Source organism: Bacteroides sp. AR29 (assembly GCF_900217715.1).
In the GTDB taxonomy this organism is placed as follows: domain Bacteria; phylum Bacteroidota; class Bacteroidia; order Bacteroidales; family Bacteroidaceae; genus Bacteroides; species Bacteroides uniformis.
Genome location: NZ_OBMS01000010.1, coordinates 39452 through 57654 on the forward strand (window position 1 = coordinate 39452; position 18203 = coordinate 57654).

An 18203-nucleotide genomic window follows, 5' to 3' on the forward strand; every position below is an offset into this window, starting at 1 on the left:
GAATTTTCTCTGATGTAAAAATAGAAAATTTCCTCCAAAAACGAGCCCCCCTGATGTTGAAACAAAAGGGCGCTTTTGATTCCCCTAAAAAACAATATGTTTCCATAAAGGGTATCTTTTGTTATTTGCCCTCTCTTTCCTGATAAACAGAGGGCAAAACACCGAATTCATCCTTGAAATATTTGCTGAAATACTTGGGGTTGTTAAAGCCCAACTGATACGCTATCTCCGATACATTCTGCTGACTCTCGCGCAGCATCTGCGCCGCTCTTTTCAGACGGATGACACGGATAAATTCAATGGGTGTCTTACCGGTTATCTGCAAGAGTTTCTTGTAAAGATGTACCCGGCTCATACCCAATCCCCGGCTCAACTCTTCTACGGACAAGTCACACCGACCGATGTTCGCCTCCACATATTTGATGGCATTTTCCACCAACTTTTCGTCCAGCGAAGTAATGGCTATCTCGCTCGGTTCGGGGTCGATGAGCGACTTTGCCTTGCGCTTCTTGCTCAGGTCAATCAGCTTGCGCATACGCAGAATCAGGATTTCCACATTGAAAGGTTTCGTCACATAATCATCTGCACCGATGGTCAACCCCTCCACTTTATCTTCCACAGCCTGCCGTGCAGTGAGCAATATCATCGGAATGTCACTCGTGCGTTTATCGGTCTTCACCCAGCGACACAGTTCATTTCCATCCATCTCGGGCATCATTACGTCGCTGACAATAACATCCGGCATCAGTTCCGGTATTTTCTGCCAAGCTTCCCGGCCATTAGAAGCTGACTGTATACGGAAATACAAGCTCAGACTATCTTTCATGAAGGCAACCAAATCTTCATTATCATCCACAATCAGGGCCAACGGCTTCTCTTTTTCATCTTCATTATCCTCCTCCATATCGTCCGGCAAATCATCCGGAAGCGGTTCCTCTTCCATATCCGGCAAAAGTTCCTCATGCTCTTCCACCTCTTCTGCAAGCGGTGCAGGCTTGGAAGGACTTACATGCACATGTTTAACCGGAAGCTCAATCAGGAACACACTACCGGACCCCACATTGTCAACAACGCGCACCGTGCCCTCATGCAGCGTCACAAAGTCGCGTACCAGGCTCAAGCCAATACCGCTACCCGTTGACTGGTGTTCCGGTTCTTCCTGCTCCACCTGATAGAAACGTTCAAAAATTCGCTCCTTGTCTTCATCCCTAATGCCAACACCGGTATCCGATACCTTTATCAGCAATCTTCCGGACATCTCTTTCGACATTTCCAATGCCACATCCACACGTCCCCCGTCCGGGGTAAATTTGAAGGCATTGGATAGAAGATTCATCACAACTTTACCAATTTTATCCTCGTCGAATGACATATTCAGCGATTCCATGGCCGAAAAAAATGTCAGATGTACATGTTTCTTTTCAGAAAGCATCAGGAAAGAAGCACAGATGCTACGCACATACGCCACAATATCCCCCTCGGACAAAGTGAGATGCAATCCTGCCATCTCATTCTTACGGAAATCGAGCAACTGGTTGACCAAATTCAACAAACGCTGCGCATTGCGGTACATCAGTTGCAGCTTGCCATGCAGTTTTTCGTCCGTAATCTCCTTCATCATACTTTCCATCGGCGATATAATCAGCGTAAGCGGCGTACGCAACTCATGGCTGACATTCGTAAAAAAGCGGAATTTCATCTGGCTCAACTCCTCCCTCTTCTTCGCATCTTCCTCTATCTGGCGGATTCTGAACTTATTACGTTCCCTCCGTTGTACGGCATAAAGTGAAAAGGAAACAACTCCTACTATCAGAAGAGCATAAACGATATATGCCCACGGAGTCATCCAGAAAGGCGGAAGAATGACAATCTTGAGCGAAGCCTCTTCAGTGCCCGCATATCCGTCACTGTTTGTAGCCTTCACTTTTAAGATGTAAGTCCCCGGAGCCAGATTGGTATAGGTAACGCGATGCATATCGGACATACTCGTCAGCCAGTTCTCATTAAATCCTTCCAATTTATAGAAATACTGTGTCTTTTCGGGCAGCACGAAATTGTCCGACGCAAACAGCACCGTGAACACATTCTGCTTATAATCCAAGACAACTTCTTCTGTTTCATTCAAAGCTTCCTTCAAGATGACACGTCCTGCATACTCCTTGCCCACCTTCACGTCTTCATTGAACAACTGGAAACCGGTAAACATAACCTTGGGCAACGTACGGTTATACTTTATGTTGCCCGGCTGGAAGCGATTCAGCCCATACAGTCCTCCCACTACAATCTCGCCCGTATGCAGTCGTTTGAGGGAACGCTGGTTGAAGTCACAACTCTGCAACCCGTCCTTGTCATTATAGGTATAGCAACGGAACACGGGCTGCTCCGTCTTGCTGTCAACGGACAACACCACGTTTATCAGTTCTCCTCCGGTGCTGATCCATATACTTTTGTTTTCATCTTCCGTAATACCTAATATCAATAGTTTGGAGAAACCGGGCTTGATAGGCACTTCGTACAATTCATCCCGTTTGCTGTCATATACATTCAAGCCTTCACGCGTGGCTATCCATAGCAAACCGCGACTATCTTCGTAAACTTGATTGATATTTTGGTTGGAAAGTCTGGTCTTACCCGATTTTGTACCTGCAAAATTTGTAATCTCGCCGGTCCTCAGGTCCATGAAAGCCATCCCTGCCGAAGTACCGATAACCAGATTATTGTCACAGCTGATGCAGAGGGATGAGATATAGTCCGACACAAGGTTTGAATTACCTGTAGAATAGGTGGTAAATATCCCCGTCTGAGGATTCAGGCATTGCAATCCTCCCCCCAACGTACCGATCCAGATATTTTTGTCCGCATCTTCTGCCAATGCCCATACATTGTCGTAGACCAGTGAGTTACTGTCTCCCTTACGGGACCGGTAATGGATAAAGCGGTTCCCATCATAGCAATTCAGTCCGCCCCAGAAAGTACCTGCCCACACTCTGCCGCTACTGTCCCGAAGAAGGCAGACTATGACATCACTCGAGATAGAGTGGGGATCTGCCGTATGCGAAAAAACCATACGTTCATCTGTCACGCTATTCCAGCGCACCAGCCCGCGGTCGTTGGTTCCCAGCCATACGATGTCACCGCCTCCGTCCTCCACGCAATTGATGTCGCCTACATCGGCAATACCGAACTTGAAAATGCTTTCATTATAGAAAGAGATGCCTTTCTTGTAGGTTCCCACCCACATCGTACCGGCCTCATCTTCATAAAGAGCCGTTATTGTATTGTTGGACAGAGTACGCCCGTTATTAGGTTCATTCGCCAGACGGATTTTCCGTCCCGCCGGTTCTATCAATTCAACGCCATCCTGATCCCTGCCTACCCATATACATCCGTATTTATCCTGTGCCACTGCACGTACGGTATTGTAGGTGTCCGTTCGGGGAGAACGCTGTTCCCAAACCTTCTGAGAAAGGCTATAAATCCACATCCCCTCCACACTGAATATCCACGCCCGCCCACTATGGTCGACAAACAAATCAAAGGTAGCATTCTTTACTTCCCTGCAATCTTCGGCAATGTCCGGATTGGTCCACTTGATATTTTGCTTTTCCTCATCTATACAAGCCAAGATACCGTTACTCAGAACCAGCAGGATTCCTTCGCCGCATTCTTTCATGTCGGACACTTCGGCTTTCGCAAGCAGTTCATCCGCCCCCTTTACTGCTACGGCATTTTTCTGTTCCTCTCTATAGCTGTAAACACCTTTACCATTAATATAGATCCAGAAAGTCTTTTCCTTATCAATATAGATAAGCGAAGGATTTCCGGTCAGACCGATGTTCCACATCCAGGCTTCCACATTACGGTCAAAAACATCGGAAGCCGAGTTGTAAATGGCATACCCGCCTCCCGTACGTATCCACAAATTACCGGACGTATCTTCTTGTATATCCTCGACATAACTATCGGGAAGAGATTTCTCATCATCTTTCTGGCTGCGATAAATCTTTATATTGTAACCATCATAGCGGTTCAGCCCCGAAGCTGTACCAAACCACATGAATCCGTTTGAATCTTTATAAATAGCATTAACCTGATTATTGGAAAGTCCGTCTTTCACTTCCAAATGTTTAAACATGTAGTCGTGTGAAGCAGCAGAGAAACATACCATCCAAACCCACAAGAGCAGTAGTTGCAGTCTTTTCATACTATCAGAGCTAAGGGAAGTTATTTTTATTGCAAATGAAGTGAAAAACGAACAGAAAAGCAAGAAAAGGCAAGGATTTTTAAAGAAGGAGAAGCATATCCCTCGCGGACATACTTCTCCGTAACCAATCAAAAAAACTATATCAACAATCCTTGTAACCTATAAAACCTATTTGTATGATACTTTTAAAAACTGTCTTTTATTCTATCCACCACTCAATCAATAAGGGTATTGACCGGCTGCGGCTCCCTTCATGATGCCCTCAATGGCATAAGCCTCCTTCGGCGTACCCGTACCACGGTTCATGTCACCGCCGGTTTCCCAATAGAAGGGGACACAACCGTGTTTTTTGGCCTCTCGGGTGACTACCTCATTCCAATAGGCGCGGCTCTTGTTGTGCATCTCCCGGTCAATGTCGGGATAGGCAAGTTCGGAAGTACCCTCTATCTTGTCTTCTTTTGTCCGCTTCATGGCGCTGTACTCGCCTACAATCACAGGAATTCCCTTATCTGCATAGGCTGTCTTCATCTTCTGGAATTGCTGCTTCACATAATCTTCTTCGTAACCGGTGGCGTTATGAATGGAACCGGATACATGATTGTCCTTACCCCAATAAAGGAATACCTTGCCCCAAGTTTCGTCATGGTTCATCATGGTGAACTGATAGGGATCATAGAAGTGAACTTCCACCATCAGACGGTCGGGTACCTCATCCTTGGGCATCGTGTAGTCGTTCACCGTTTTGTCGATATTGGTATAAGGACCTTGCACAATCAGGCAACGGCTCGCATTATTCCCTCCGGTGGCACGCACGGCATCAATGAAGGTCTGTTCGTATTTCAAGATGACATCTATGGCCGATGTTCCAACGTTCCCCTGGTCTTGCTGTCCGGGTTCGTTACATCCGGCAAAGAGCAGGTGTTCGTCATAAGCATTCAGTTTATTGGCAATCTGTGTCCAGATAGCTTTCTGCTTGGCATCTACTTCGCTGCTGTAACCATGAGTGATACTCTCTTCAAGCCAACCGCCATCCCAATGGATATTGACAATGGCATACATATCATTGGCTACACAGTAGCCCACCACTTCGCTCACACGGTCGAGCCATGCAGCATCTATCTCATAGGTCGATGGATTCACAATGTAGTAATCCCACGCGCAAGGGATGCGCACCGCATTAAATCCCAATGCCTTCAGCCCTTTGATATATGCCTCGCTCACTTTAGGATTTCCCCATAACGTTTCGCTCGCTATCTTGTTCTTGTTATCACAAGCTTCCAGCGTGTTGCCGATATTGATACCTGCATACATCTTGGCGGCAAGTGTCCTGGCGTCGCTTCCCATATTGCCGACCTCGCCCGCAGCCTGTTTTACGGTCACAGTCTCCGTCAGGCTACCCAAAGTAAAAGTGATATGGCCTTCGCGCGCTCCCAGAGGATTGGAAGAGACGGTAAACTTGAAAATCTTGTCTTCCATGGCACGGGTATTGACCGCCTTTATCCAAGAAACATCAGAAACGGCTTGTACGTCACCATTGGTTTCCACCACCACAGAAACATCTCCTCCCGCAGCTGGCAGGTCGAAAGAGGTAGAGTTGGATATGATTAATCCGTCCGCAGCCGTTTGTTTCACTGTGAAGCTCCCTACTTCGCTGCCTCCGGCTTTCACCGTTACCTTGGCTTCACGGTCACTCGTGTCCGTATTGGCTTCTGCCATAACGGTATACTTCAAAATACTACTCGAAGCAGAACTTTCGGCAGTAACCTTACACCACTCCGGTGCACTGCTGGTAACTTCCAATGCAACGTTCGACTTGATGTTCAGCGTACTTGTTCCTCCGGTCTTGGAGAAAGTCATTCCATCCGTCAGAATGTTCGCGGGAATCGTTATTTCCGGAGTCACAGTATCATCATTGCCGGAACATGCGGCAACGAAAGAAGAGAAAAGCAGTGCCGACAGCACCAGGCAAATTTGGAATTTTTCAATGATATTCTTCATCATGTCTTTACGTATTAAAAATAATGGTTAAATCAGTGAAAGCAAAAGTAACGGAAAAGGCGGAAAACACACCGATGTCATGTTATCTGCAACGGTATCATTTGTTTCCGAATAGGGTTCAAAAGTAATCATTGAATGACATCGGACACATCCGGCTTGTTTGAACCGAAGGAATACTTTATTTTTGCGTATAAATACTTCCTTCAACTACTGATTCGTATATCTGATAAACTATTTAAAATACAATGTACTTATGAGAAAAAAGATGATGTTATTTTTAGGACTGGCGCTCAGCCTGTCCTGCTTTTCACAAAACCGGCAAGGTTATCAAAATCCCGTTATTCCCGGTTTCCATCCCGACCCGAGTGTCTGCCGCGCAGGAGATGACTTTTATCTGGTCAACAGTAGTTTCCAATATTTTCCGGGCGTACCGTTGTTCCACAGCAAAGACCTCATCAACTGGGAACAAATCGGACACTGCCTGACGCGCCCCTCACAACTGCCGCTTCACGACGCCGGCCCGTGGGGAGGAATCTATGCACCCACCATCCGCTACAACGACGGTACATTCTACATGATTACCACCAACGTGTCCGACAAAGGCAACTTCCTTGTACACACTACCGACCCGCGTGGCGAATGGTCGGAACCCGTATGGCTCAAGCAAGGCGGCATAGACCCGTCCCTCTATTTTGAAGACGGCAAGTGTTACCTTGTCAGCAATCCGGGCGTAGGTATCTATCTGTGCGAAATCAACCCCAAAACCGGCGAACAACTCAACGAGTCCAAACGCATCTGGAACGGTACGGGCGGACGGCACCCTGAAGGGCCGCACATTTACAAGAAAGACGGCTGGTATTACCTGCTGATTTCCGAAGGCGGCACGGAATACGGGCACAAAGTGACAATAGCCCGTAGCCGCGATATAGACGGCCCGTACGAAGAGAACCCCGCCAATCCCATCCTGACCCACATCAACAAGAATGCACAGAACAGCCCGATACAAGGAACCGGCCATGCCGACCTGATACAAGCTCCTGACGGTTCGTGGTGGATGGTGTGTCTCGCTTTCCGTCCGCAAAGCGGCAGCCATCACCTGCTGGGACGCGAAACGTACCTTGCTCCCGTGCGCTGGGACAAGAATGCCTGGCCGGTAGTAAACGGAGATGGTACAATAGCCCTGCAAATGGATGTACCAACCCTACCGCAACATCCTCTTGCCCCCAAGCCTGCACGCACCGATTTCAAAAACGGCAAATTAGGTCCCGAATGGGTTCATATCAGAAACTATCATCCGGAAAACTATACTTTTGCTTCCGGTAACCTCCGTCTGAAAGCAACCCCCGTAAACCTGAACAACGGGAAAGGCAGTCCTACTTTTGCCGGCCGCCGGCAAGAACATATCGACTTCACAGCCACCACTTCCATGCAACTGAAAAAAGCCGCCAGTGGCGACGAAGCCGGCCTGACGGTCTACATGTTCGAATCGTCCCATTACGATTTATTAGTCAAGCAATTGGCAGACGGGAAACAAGCTGTAGTATTGCGCTACCAATTGAATGAATTGACCCATACGGAAAAGGAAGTTATTCTGCCCCAGGGGAAAGTACAACTCCGTGTAAAAGGCAGCAACGAAATCTATTCGTTCGAGTATGCCACAAACGGAAAGGACTTCAAAGAACTGGGCCGAATGAATACGCGCTATATCAGTACAGAAACTGCCGGTGGCTTTACGGGAATCATGCTGGGATTGTATGCCGTCTCCGGTTCTCAAACCTCAAAAGCATATGCAGACTTTGAATACTTTGATTACGAAGGAAAATAGCAGCCAATCTTAGAGAAAGCCCCTGCTTTTCTCCGCTTCCGCCCTTTTGTCTGTCCGGTTCAGTACAAAGATTCATGAACGGCCCACTTAGGTGAACAAGTTTGTTCACCTAAGTGGGCTGATTTGTTCACTACTATGAACAAGGCGGACCACTTTAGTGGAGATACCATAAAATCACTATGTTTATCGCAATAAGTACCCATCCCGTCCGAACAAAGTACAAGGCAAAGAGCTATCAAAGCGCCGCCTTACGGACCACCTCCTTTATTTTATTCTCTCTATGGTTCTTCAATCTATATCAGAACGATGCACACCGGTGAGGGCAAAACAAAAAATCCGGGATGGCCTGCATCCCGGATTTCCTATCTAACCAGTATATTTCCGTCTATCCCTCTTACCATTCAGGAACAGAGAAAAGAGTGTGGAACGTGAACTTCACTTCCATAGAACTGCTGAAACCAAGTTCCTTGATAACATCACCATCAGGAGTACCGAAAGCGCACCCTTTATCCTTTGTTGCCCCATAGCAATTCCAAAGTTCCAGACGATACTTCGGGGATTCATTGGCATCGAGCACTTTGGATGCATCAAATGTCACTTCCTTGCCATCCAGATAGAGGTTGTCAAGTGTGGCATGTAAACCGGGGAAATACTTGTAAATGTCAGCCACTTCAACGAAGGTCATGATGGAACCTGCCGCATAGTCGGCAGATTCGTACTTAATGTCGAACTGAGAAGCCACAAGGCTGTACTGGAAGTTCTCGTATTTCACCTCGAACGTAGCTCCTGCGTTATATCCCCATGCACTTCCCCAATCCGGATTGACAGTAACCAGATTGGGCGTATAAATACCTGCACCGGTACCGTCGGTAATGACGGTGCAGACAATCTCAAGCTTCTCCTTGAAATGGATGGCAGGCTCGGTACCTTGATTTTCTACATTGCTGAACGGACTGAGGGGAACTGCATTGCCTACAGAACCAGCCCCATAAGCATTGAACAACTGAACACGGTACTTACCGTTTCCTTCAATGTCGCCATAATAGAAGCGGTTGGCATCAAACCGGATGGAAGTACCGTCCAGCTTGATGTCGTCAATGCGTACAAACGAATTGGGATAGCGCTTCGCCATACCGGCAAAGTCAAGCGTAAACACCATAGCATCGGTACAAGTTCCCTCGAAAACAAACGTGTGCTGTCCAGCCAAGTCTTCGGGTGAAATGGCTACAAGCAGTGCATCCCAACTTCCTGCCCATGATGAATCGGCGATATTGAGCAATACAGGAACCTGCGCATCGGCATCGGCCTTGGCCTGGCTGTAATAGTTCAACGAATAGCCATAGTCGCCATCGGGCAGGGCAATCTGCAGGCCGTCGGCAGTCAACGACAGAATGTTCAGCTTACCACTCTTCGTGCCAATCCAAGTATTGGCACAAAGCACATCTATGTCGATGTCAATCACTTTATTCGCCTCGTCAATCGTAAACTTACCGGTTTCATCGGTCACGGTACCGTCTTCGGCAATACGATGAATATTCACCGTACCGTCCTCCTTGAGCTCCATATAACCATAGTCCTTTCCGTAAGTATAACCTATCCAGCCATTATCCGTACCCATCTCCCAATGAATCTGCTGTTCAATGTTGGGTTGTCCGTTGGAAACCGTACTCCAGTTGTCCGTAACACCCCACTGCGTGAAAGGTCCTTCAAACGCGTGCTGCTTACCGTCCTGGCCATTGTCAAGATACCACTTCTGATAGAGCAGAGCCTTGTTGAACGGTACGTTCTTGGCTGTGGAAACAGCGCGTACAGCCATACCTTGATAAACTGCGGCAGTGATACGGTGATTGACAGAAGCTGCAAACTGGTAACCTACCGCAAATTCTGTATTGGAAGAGTTGACAGTACCGGTGAGGTAATATCCTTCAGTACCCAGCGCTGTCACATCGTTTGCCACACGCGTACCGGCTGCAGGCAGGAAGATGGAATTACCATTAGGACCGGTGAACTTGAAACCTGTCACTCCATTCTGCTCAGTCCACTCTTTCTGGCACAACGTGAAGAGTTCCTCGAAATCATCGGCAGTAGGCAGTGTGGCACGCCCTTGAAATGCACGGAAAGCCAAGTCGGAAGCCGTTTTATAAGTATCGGCCGAAGCATAGTCGGCAGGGTCGATGCTATTGTTGCATCCGGTCAAGTCACCGAATCCGAAAAGGCCACCCAGTCCAGTCTCGCTCTTGGCACCCACATTGAAGCGAGCCCACATCACGGAGAGTCCCAGGTCGACAAGGTCATTGTCGAGATTGAAGTCATAGGCAGGAGTAGTGAAGCTCTTCACCTCACCATACACAATGCCGCTACCCAGATTGAGGTAAGCCGCATAATAGTATTGCGTTTCGGGCACCAACCCTTCATGGACGAATGAATAGCTGTCCTTAAGTTCCTCACTCTTCACTATAAGGCCTGCACGAACCGCTTCTACATCGGATGAAGTAGAGATAACAACACCACAAGTAGCATCGGCCGTAGCATCGGTCAGCGTTCCACCCAATACAGCCGAAGCGAAGTCGACAGATGCGGCATCGGCAGTAGCCACCTTGGCATTGGTGGTGAGCAGACTCTTCACCTCGCCCCTGTAATACACCTTGCCCTGCAAGCATACATAAGCCTGATAATAGAGCGTGGAGTTATTGCTCAACCCATTCAACTGAGCACTGAAGGCGCTGCCGTCATAAGCAGCCTGCACGTCCTCGGGCAGGTTGTCTTGCGCAGAGCCATAGAAGAAGCCGGTCTTATAGCTTCCGGCATCCATGCCATCCAACCCGGAGAGCGTGGCATGGAGCGTAGCGGTAGTGGCGGTCACATCGGACGACCCCGTCACCACCGACGATTCGTTCAGAATCGGGGTGGTGTGGATAGTATAGTCGTCATCTTCACTGCACGAAGCCAGCGAAAGACCCAATGCAAGTGAAAGTATTCCTAAATATATCTTTGTCTTCATATATACTAAATTCATTTAAGTGGTTATTCAATGGTCATCGAAATTATCTCAACCTTCACATCCGGCTGTCCGTCTTCGGTGGCAGCCACAGTAGCAAGTCCCTTATTCTGGATACCGATACAGATACAACTGCTTCCTTCGTAAGTCACAGTGGCACCGGTGGTATTGGTCACGGACACAGTCTGTACAGCTCCTTCGGCAGTGTCAAAGGCCACGGCGTGAGCCAGGTTGTAGCAGTCGTCTTCCCAAGCATTTCCGATGTTATTGTCCATAATCACGGTCTTAGGAGTCGCGCCCTCGTTCCAAGTGATTCCACTCAGCACTTTGTACTGTATCTTCAGCGTCTGGTTCTTTTTCAACTTCACCTTCGTGATGTCGATCGGCCATCCCGCGTCACCACCGCCCCAAGGATTGTAGAACTGCAAGCGCAAACGATCGGGATTTCCGTCACCGAAAAGAATTTGTACCTTGCTGTTGTCTACCTTGATTTCAGTAGGCCCGGTAGGTCCGGTAGCGATAGGTTTGTAGTTGAGGTTGGCACAAAGATAAGAATCCACGGCTCCCTTGTCATTGGTCGTTGCAGGCACACCCATCTGGAAAGAGCTGGTGACATCGCAAGCCATTACGGTAAACTCGCTTCCCTTCACTTCCACCGTGCGCTTATCACCGGTAGCGGTGAGGACGGTTATCTCAACCGGATTGCCGTCGGCATCCATAAATTTCAATTTGCCGTCTTCAATGGCAAGCTTACCGGCATTGGTACCGTCATCCCATTTGTAGCCATCGGCCGTGCTGCTCAATACCAGCTCATAGTCGGCAATGGAAGCATCGGCCACAGGTGCCCATGAAGAACCGTACTGTCCCTTCACTACGCTTTCCCAAGCAGCAGAGCCACCATTCCACCATGTCCAGTCATAAGGTTCTTCATCATTGATGAGGAAGCGTGCCTCATTGCCCACATAGGTGACACCGTTGATTTCAGTAGTGAACAGTTTGGTTGCCAAATCTTCAATGGCAGGCTGTTGTACTTCGGCAGGCTGAAGCAAACCCGGATCTTCAGTCGGTATGATACTGGGGTCATTATAAGCCTCTTCGGAAATGAAGTTCCACACCAGCCACCACGGACCTTCGCTATTGGTACGCATCGTAGCTACCTGCAGCAGATAAGGAGTACATTCTATAATCTTGATGTCGTTGGTATAGTTGGAACAGACATCATCAAAACCCTCGTTATGCAATGAATAGGTACCGCCATAGAAAGATATGACAGGGCGTTTCGGGTCAGACACATTCAAGTTGAAAGTTCCGGTGGCATCCGTCGTGCCCGAAGCAGCCACCCGATGAAGTTCCACCGTACAGCCTTTCACAGCATCCAGGCCGAAAGTGATGTACGACTGGAAATAGGGGTCGTCTGCCGGAATGAGCCACGATTGGATACCCGGATCCCAGTTGGGAGCCCAATTGGCGCTACCAATCATAAGGTCGGTAATATTGCTTCCATCATTTTTCACATCAGTGTGGCTCATGTACATCACCGGTCCCGAACAACGGCCAATACCAAAGTTCTTGTCAATGGGAACCCACTTACGGCTCTTGCCCACTCCACCTGCAAGGTTAGCCCAGATAGGGTCTTCGAGCATGGCAAAGTTATTGGTCTCTACCTTGAAGGTATATGGTTCGCCATATACCGGACCTGCCGGTGTGGAAGCGCCGAAAGTCACGCTATATTCTCCGGCAAAAGGAAGTGCCAAGTCAAGAGTGGTCTTTTGAGAAGGACCGCTTGGAGTGACCCACAAGGGAGTGGCTCCCTTGATGAGCGAAGTCAGATGAATCGTATTAGGATCATTGGCATCAGGGGTCACCGTATAGGCGATACCTTCCACCAAATCATCGGAGACATAGGTTTTTGCCCCCATCTCGTACTCTTCGGGCGAGCAAGCGGAAAATATCAAAGCCGCTCCTGCCAATATGGAAAAGAATGATTTAAGTCTCATATCTTATTGTTTTTATTTTTTATTTACTCTATTAATGGTACTCACCATCCGGGATTCTGCACAAGTACACTCTGTGAAAGGTTAATTTGATTATAAGGAATCTGGCTCAAGCCTTTGGTGGCTTTCACACGGTCGGCCCGTATGGTTACCGCATCATCAGTGCCTCCACTCTTCACCTTGACACCATTCAAGGCGAGCTTCTCGGCTGCCACGTCTATACCTTGACGCAGGAGATCCCAATAATTAATGCTTTCAAAAGCAAATTCAAGACGACGTTCTTCCATAATAGCTTGTTGAGACACACTCTTAGCTTGATAGTTGGCCGATACTGTTCCGTTGTCATCAACCTGATAAGCACGCTTACGCACTTGGTCGAAATAAGTTTGCGCATTGGGGCTGCCCAGTTCTGCGGCCATCAACAATACGTCGGCATAACGGATAATAACGTAGTCTTGGCGGTTCTGTGTCTGGAAGTCACCGCTACCATCCTGCTTACCGGCATGGCTTCCATCGGCATAGCAAAGGGGAGCATACTTCTTCACAGCATAGCCGGTATATTCACGCCAGTCATTAAAACTGGTGGTAAAGTCGGCCGAACCGGTGATTCCTTCCCCTACCAAATCAATGATAGAAGCCGAACGGCGGAGGTCACCAGAGGGAAACGCTTCCACAAAATCAGGATTTACCGTCAATGCGCCCCATCCCTTGCAATAGGGAGCAGCATTAAGCTGGCGCATACCCAACATCACCTGCCAACGGTTGGAGTCATTATTCCCGTTATAATCCTGAGTAGCGGTAAATTTCAACGCAAGAATGGTTTCCTTGTTTCCATCACCGGCATATGTACCCTTCAAAGTTTCATAGTCTCCTTTTTCGGCCACTTTTGCAGAAGAAGCCGGCCATAAATTCTTGAATTGCGGTACCAAACCATATTCTCCTGAAGCGATTACGTCTTCTACAGCAGCCAAAGCTTCGGCACGAGTCACCTCTACAGGTTCTTCACCGTAATATCCGGTATAGAAAAGATAGGCACGTGCCAGCAAAGCCTCGGCGGCATATTTTGTAATATGTCCGTCGTTCTTGGTATAGTCGGCCTTGGGATAAGCGTCACCGGGAATATTCTCGATAGCATATTTTAAGTCAGTAAATATGGCACTGAACACCTCTTTGGCAGGTGAAGGAGCGCGATTTTCGTTTACCGGTTCCAGAAAGAGTGGGATATTCCCCCATAAACGAACCATATCCAGATAAAGCAATGCACGCAACGTACGACATTCGCCCATATAGATACCACGTTTGCTATCCGATTCATTCCATACAATCTGCTCTTCATGAGCTATCAGCTCGTTGCAACGATAGACGCCCGCATAATAATTTTTCCAGTCACCTTCGTATAGGTTGAGGTCAGCCGGCGATTGGGAGATGTCAAAACGGTCAATGGCCTGATAGCCACGTCCATCGGCATTTCCGGTAGCGCCAAAACACTCGGCACTCATCACCTCGGAAGCCATATAAAACCCTACCATCATGGCTGATGAAGTCTGGCGCCAACCATCATAACAACCTATCAGAGCACGATAAGCATCTTTTTCAGTCTTATAGAATGTACCGGTTGAAGATTCAGTCTTCGACGTAACATCGAGAAAACTGTCGGTACACGAAGCCAGTCCCAAACTCAGGAGCAGGACACTTGCCATAAATATATTTTTGTTTTTCTTCATATCAGTCTATATTTTAAAATTTCAAGTTAACGCCAAACAATACGGTACGGGGACGGGGGTAATAACCTAAATCAACGCCCGACACCCAACCTTGTCCGTTATCTCCTTCGGGACCATAACCTATTTCCGGATCCATGCCGTCATATTTGGTAAATGTGAACGCATTCTGTACCTGAGCATAGATACGGCACTGGCTGATGGCCTTACATCTCAGTAGCTTGGCAAAGTCGTAGCCCAAAGTAATGTTACTGATTCGCAGGTAATCACCATCCTGCACGTAAAGGTCGGAGAACTGCCAGTTGAGATTCTGGTCTGTGACACGAGGTATGCGATTGCTGGTTCCCTCTCCTGTCCAACGCCCTAAAATAGCAGTAGTATAATTGGCTTGCTTGGAGGTATGGTTACGGTAACTCTGGACAATCTGCTGCCCGAAAGCGCCGTTGGCCACTACAGAGAAATCAAGCCCTTTCCAGTTGAAACCGAGATTGAAGCCCATGGTGAAATCAGGAATACCGTTGCCAAGATCGGTCTTGTCAAGCTCGTTCACCCGTCCGTCATGGTTGATGTCCACAAACTTCACGTCACCCGGTTGTACGTCAGCCTGCAGCACACCGTTACCGGCCTTAATCCAATCCTCTATTTCCTGATTGTTTTGGAATACGCCTGTTGTCTTGAAACCATAGAAATAACCGATAGGCTTGCCATTCTCGGCACGATAGAATTCAGGAGTATTGTCATACAACTGGTTGGTAGAACCATGAATGATACCATCGTCGTTAGGAATCTCTCCGACCTTATTCTTATTGTAGGCACCGTTGATACCGATATTGTAACTAAAGTCCTTGCCTATCTGGTCATTCCAAGTAAGATTGAGTTCCACACCGGTGTTTTTCACTCCACCGCCATTAATATAAGGAGCACCTGCTCCGGCAGTAGCAAGAATAGGAGCCACCACGAGCCAGTCTTTAGTATCTTTAATGTAGAAATCGAAATTAACACCCAGGCGACTGTTGAGGAATCGGGCATCAAGACCGATATTGGTCTGCTGTGAAGTCTCCCACTTGATGTTCGCATTAGCCAGACGACTGGGGTAAGCTCCCCAGTTGGTTCCGAGCTGTGCCGCAGCATCCGAATCGCCGTAACCGCTACCGAAAAGATAGTGAGTATTGGTACTCTTGATAGGAGCCAGATATTGGAATGCGTCAATGTTGGCATTACCCACTTGTCCCCAGCTGGCACGTAGTTTCAGGAAGTCGAGCCAGTTTTGCGTATTTTCCATGAATTTTTCGTTAGTAATGGTCCATCCTGCCGATACCGAAGGGAAGTAACCAAAACGGTTGCCTTTGGCAAAGTTGCTCGAACCGTCTGCACGCAAAGTAGCATTGACCATATAAGTTTCTTTCCAGTTCCAACCCAATCGGCCGAAATAGGACACCTTGCGGCTCTCGGTATGCGGATTGCCACTGGCACCCAAGCCGTTGGTCGAATCGGAGGCCGTTCCGTTGCCCACAAAAGCATGTTCCCAATCATCAAAACCTTCTTTCAGCATACCATTTTTAGCTTCGATATAAGTGCCCTCGTAACGATAGGCTTCCATACCCAGCAAGGCGTTGAACGAATGTTCTCCCATAGTCCAGTCATAAGAAGCCGTATTGGTCCATGTCATACCCAAAGAGTGATTGGCATTCTGAGATACGGTAGTACGTTCTTCATTATATATATATTGGCTGAACTTGTAGAGAGGCTTGAAACTACGGTATTCGCTGGAACCATAAACCACACCGAATACAGACTTTATCTTCAAATTCTTGACAGGCTGCAATTCAGCATAAACATTACCGGAAAAAGTAGCCGTTTTGTTCTCATTGTTGCTGTCGGTCATCATTAAACCATAAGGGTTTCCATCACCTTTATTCCAGTCACTGGTACTGGTGTCATTGTAAGGCGAATCATAAAGATTATTATCGCTATAGACAGGAGCGATAGGCGATGTTCCGAATGCACCGCGTAAGGTATTATTATATTGGTTGCCTACACTGATACCGTTATTCATCTTATATACAAAACTCACCTGCTCGCCCACTTTCAAAATATCCTTGAAAAGTTTGTGCTCGCTGTTCACACGGAAATTGTAACGCGAATAGTTAGACACATCCGAACCGCCGACAATACCTTCCTGACTCATATATCCTAACGAAAGGGCATAAGTGGAAGTTGCGCTTCCACCAGTGACACCCAGCGTATAGCTCTCCGTTGTGGCATTATCTTTGAACATAGTATCTACCCAATCCGTATCATACACATTGCCGTTGGCATCGTAAATAGACTGGTATTGGCTCCAATCGTAAGCCGAAAGTCCGCTATTCAAAGCCTGCTCATCCATAATGGCCATATACTCTTTTGCATTCAGCATATTGGCCTTACGAGCTACATTCTGTATTCCATAATAAGCATCGAAACTAATCTGCGCTTTACCTTCGCGCCCTTGCTTGGTAGTAATAAGCACTACACCATTAGCACCGGCCGAACCGTAGATAGCCGCACTAGCCGCATCTTTCAGTACATCTATACTTTCAATATCGGCAGGATTCAAAGTAGAAATATCACCACCCACACCATCAATCAGATAAAGAGGAGCACTATTTCCCACGGTACCAAGACCACGGATACTCACTTTCATGTCAGCACCCGGTTGACCGGAAGTCGAAGCAATACTTACACCCGGTGTCTGTCCCTGCATAGCCTGCAAGGGATTGGTTGTATTCATCTTGGCTATTTCGTCACCCTTCACCTGAACAGTGGCACCCGTCACCAATTTCTTCTTCTGGACACCATAGCCCACTACAACCACTTCATCCAACATTTCCGTGTCCTCCTTCAGCACCACATTGATGACGGAAGAAGTACCTACCTTGATTTCCTGTGATTGATAACCGATGTAAGAAAACACCAGTGTCTGTCCTTGTTGGGCACTTACCGAATACCGGCCATCAATGTCGGTAATTCCACCCGTAGCGGTTTCTCTCACCTGCACGCTGACACCTATCAACGGCTCACTATCCGTAGCCGATGTCACAACACCCGAAATGGTCTTGTTTTGAGAAGGATTAGCCTGCAGGCTACTGATTGCAGGTACAAGAAACAAAAGTACCAATGCAACACGGCATAAACGCAGATTTATGCACTTTTCCAAGAATGTTTTTCTCATTGTACATTATTTAATGGTTAATATCAAAGATTCATTGTGTTCTTCAATTAATACCAAAGAACTCGGATGCAAATGTATGGAGGAACAAGAAAAGAATGTCGAGAAATTGTTACGAAGAGTATATGATTTCGTTAATCAAGGCTTCTAAAATGTTACTAAAAAAGGTATAATTTGTTTTCCGTCCCTTCTCTAAGCCTTTTGAAGAGGGGCTATTCTTCCCATTCCCCTCAATACCGGAATTGGTTTCACCTC

Annotated in this window: 7 protein-coding genes; 1 reads left to right on the forward strand and 6 read right to left on the reverse strand. The window is 47.5% G+C overall.

Annotated features, from left to right (window positions below; all coding sequences use genetic code 11):
* Positions 1–121 precede the first annotated feature (121 nt).
* The gene (locus CSD97_RS08425) at positions 122–4204 is read right to left on the reverse strand and encodes a hybrid sensor histidine kinase/response regulator transcription factor (protein ID WP_244284022.1); all 4083 of its coding nucleotides are present in this window, start codon (positions 4202–4204) and stop codon (positions 122–124) included.
* A gap of 219 nt (positions 4205–4423) precedes the next feature.
* Positions 4424–6205: a cellulase family glycosylhydrolase gene (locus tag CSD97_RS08430; RefSeq protein WP_098032270.1), complete on the reverse strand. Its 1782-nt coding sequence runs from the start codon at positions 6203–6205 to the stop codon at positions 4424–4426.
* A gap of 250 nt (positions 6206–6455) precedes the next feature.
* On the opposite strand from CSD97_RS08430, the gene CSD97_RS08435 reads away from it, so the two are divergent.
* On the forward strand, positions 6456–8027 hold the full coding sequence (locus CSD97_RS08435; RefSeq protein ID WP_098032271.1) for a glycoside hydrolase family 43 protein: 1572 nt from the start codon (positions 6456–6458) through the stop codon (positions 8025–8027).
* A 394-nt stretch (positions 8028–8421) separates the two neighbouring features.
* Here the strand turns inward: CSD97_RS08435 and CSD97_RS08440 are convergent, their stop codons facing one another.
* The 4 genes from CSD97_RS08440 to CSD97_RS08455 are packed head-to-tail and all read right to left on the reverse strand — an operon-like array spanning position 8422 to position 17951.
* Positions 8422–11043: a hypothetical protein gene (locus CSD97_RS08440; protein WP_098032272.1), complete on the reverse strand. Its 2622-nt coding sequence runs from the start codon at positions 11041–11043 to the stop codon at positions 8422–8424.
* A gap of 8 nt (positions 11044–11051) precedes the next feature.
* Positions 11052–13022: a hypothetical protein gene (locus CSD97_RS08445; RefSeq protein ID WP_005824411.1), complete on the reverse strand. Its 1971-nt coding sequence runs from the start codon at positions 13020–13022 to the stop codon at positions 11052–11054.
* A 41-nt stretch (positions 13023–13063) separates the two neighbouring features.
* Positions 13064–14743, reverse strand: a complete 1680-nt coding sequence (locus CSD97_RS08450) for a RagB/SusD family nutrient uptake outer membrane protein (protein ID WP_016272026.1) — start codon at positions 14741–14743, stop codon at positions 13064–13066.
* Between the two features lie 13 nt (positions 14744–14756).
* Complete coding sequence (locus tag CSD97_RS08455) at positions 14757–17951, reverse strand: TonB-dependent receptor (protein ID WP_098032273.1); 3195 nt, start codon at positions 17949–17951, stop codon at positions 14757–14759.
* Positions 17952–18203: the final 252 nt, after the last annotated feature.

Coding starts and splice junctions, on each gene's coding strand:
- CSD97_RS08440 (WP_098032272.1), bottom strand. CDS start 11,043: ATGAATTTAGTATATATGAAGACAAAGATATATTTAGGAATACTTTCA.
- CSD97_RS08445 (WP_005824411.1), bottom strand. CDS start 13,022: ATGAGACTTAAATCATTCTTTTCCATATTGGCAGGAGCGGCTTTGATA.
- CSD97_RS08435 (WP_098032271.1), top strand. CDS start 6,456: ATGAGAAAAAAGATGATGTTATTTTTAGGACTGGCGCTCAGCCTGTCC.
- CSD97_RS08430 (WP_098032270.1), bottom strand. CDS start 6,205: ATGATGAAGAATATCATTGAAAAATTCCAAATTTGCCTGGTGCTGTCG.
- CSD97_RS08425 (WP_244284022.1), bottom strand. CDS start 4,204: ATGAAAAGACTGCAACTACTGCTCTTGTGGGTTTGGATGGTATGTTTC.
- CSD97_RS08450 (WP_016272026.1), bottom strand. CDS start 14,743: ATGAAGAAAAACAAAAATATATTTATGGCAAGTGTCCTGCTCCTGAGT.
- CSD97_RS08455 (WP_098032273.1), bottom strand. CDS start 17,951: ATGAGAAAAACATTCTTGGAAAAGTGCATAAATCTGCGTTTATGCCGT.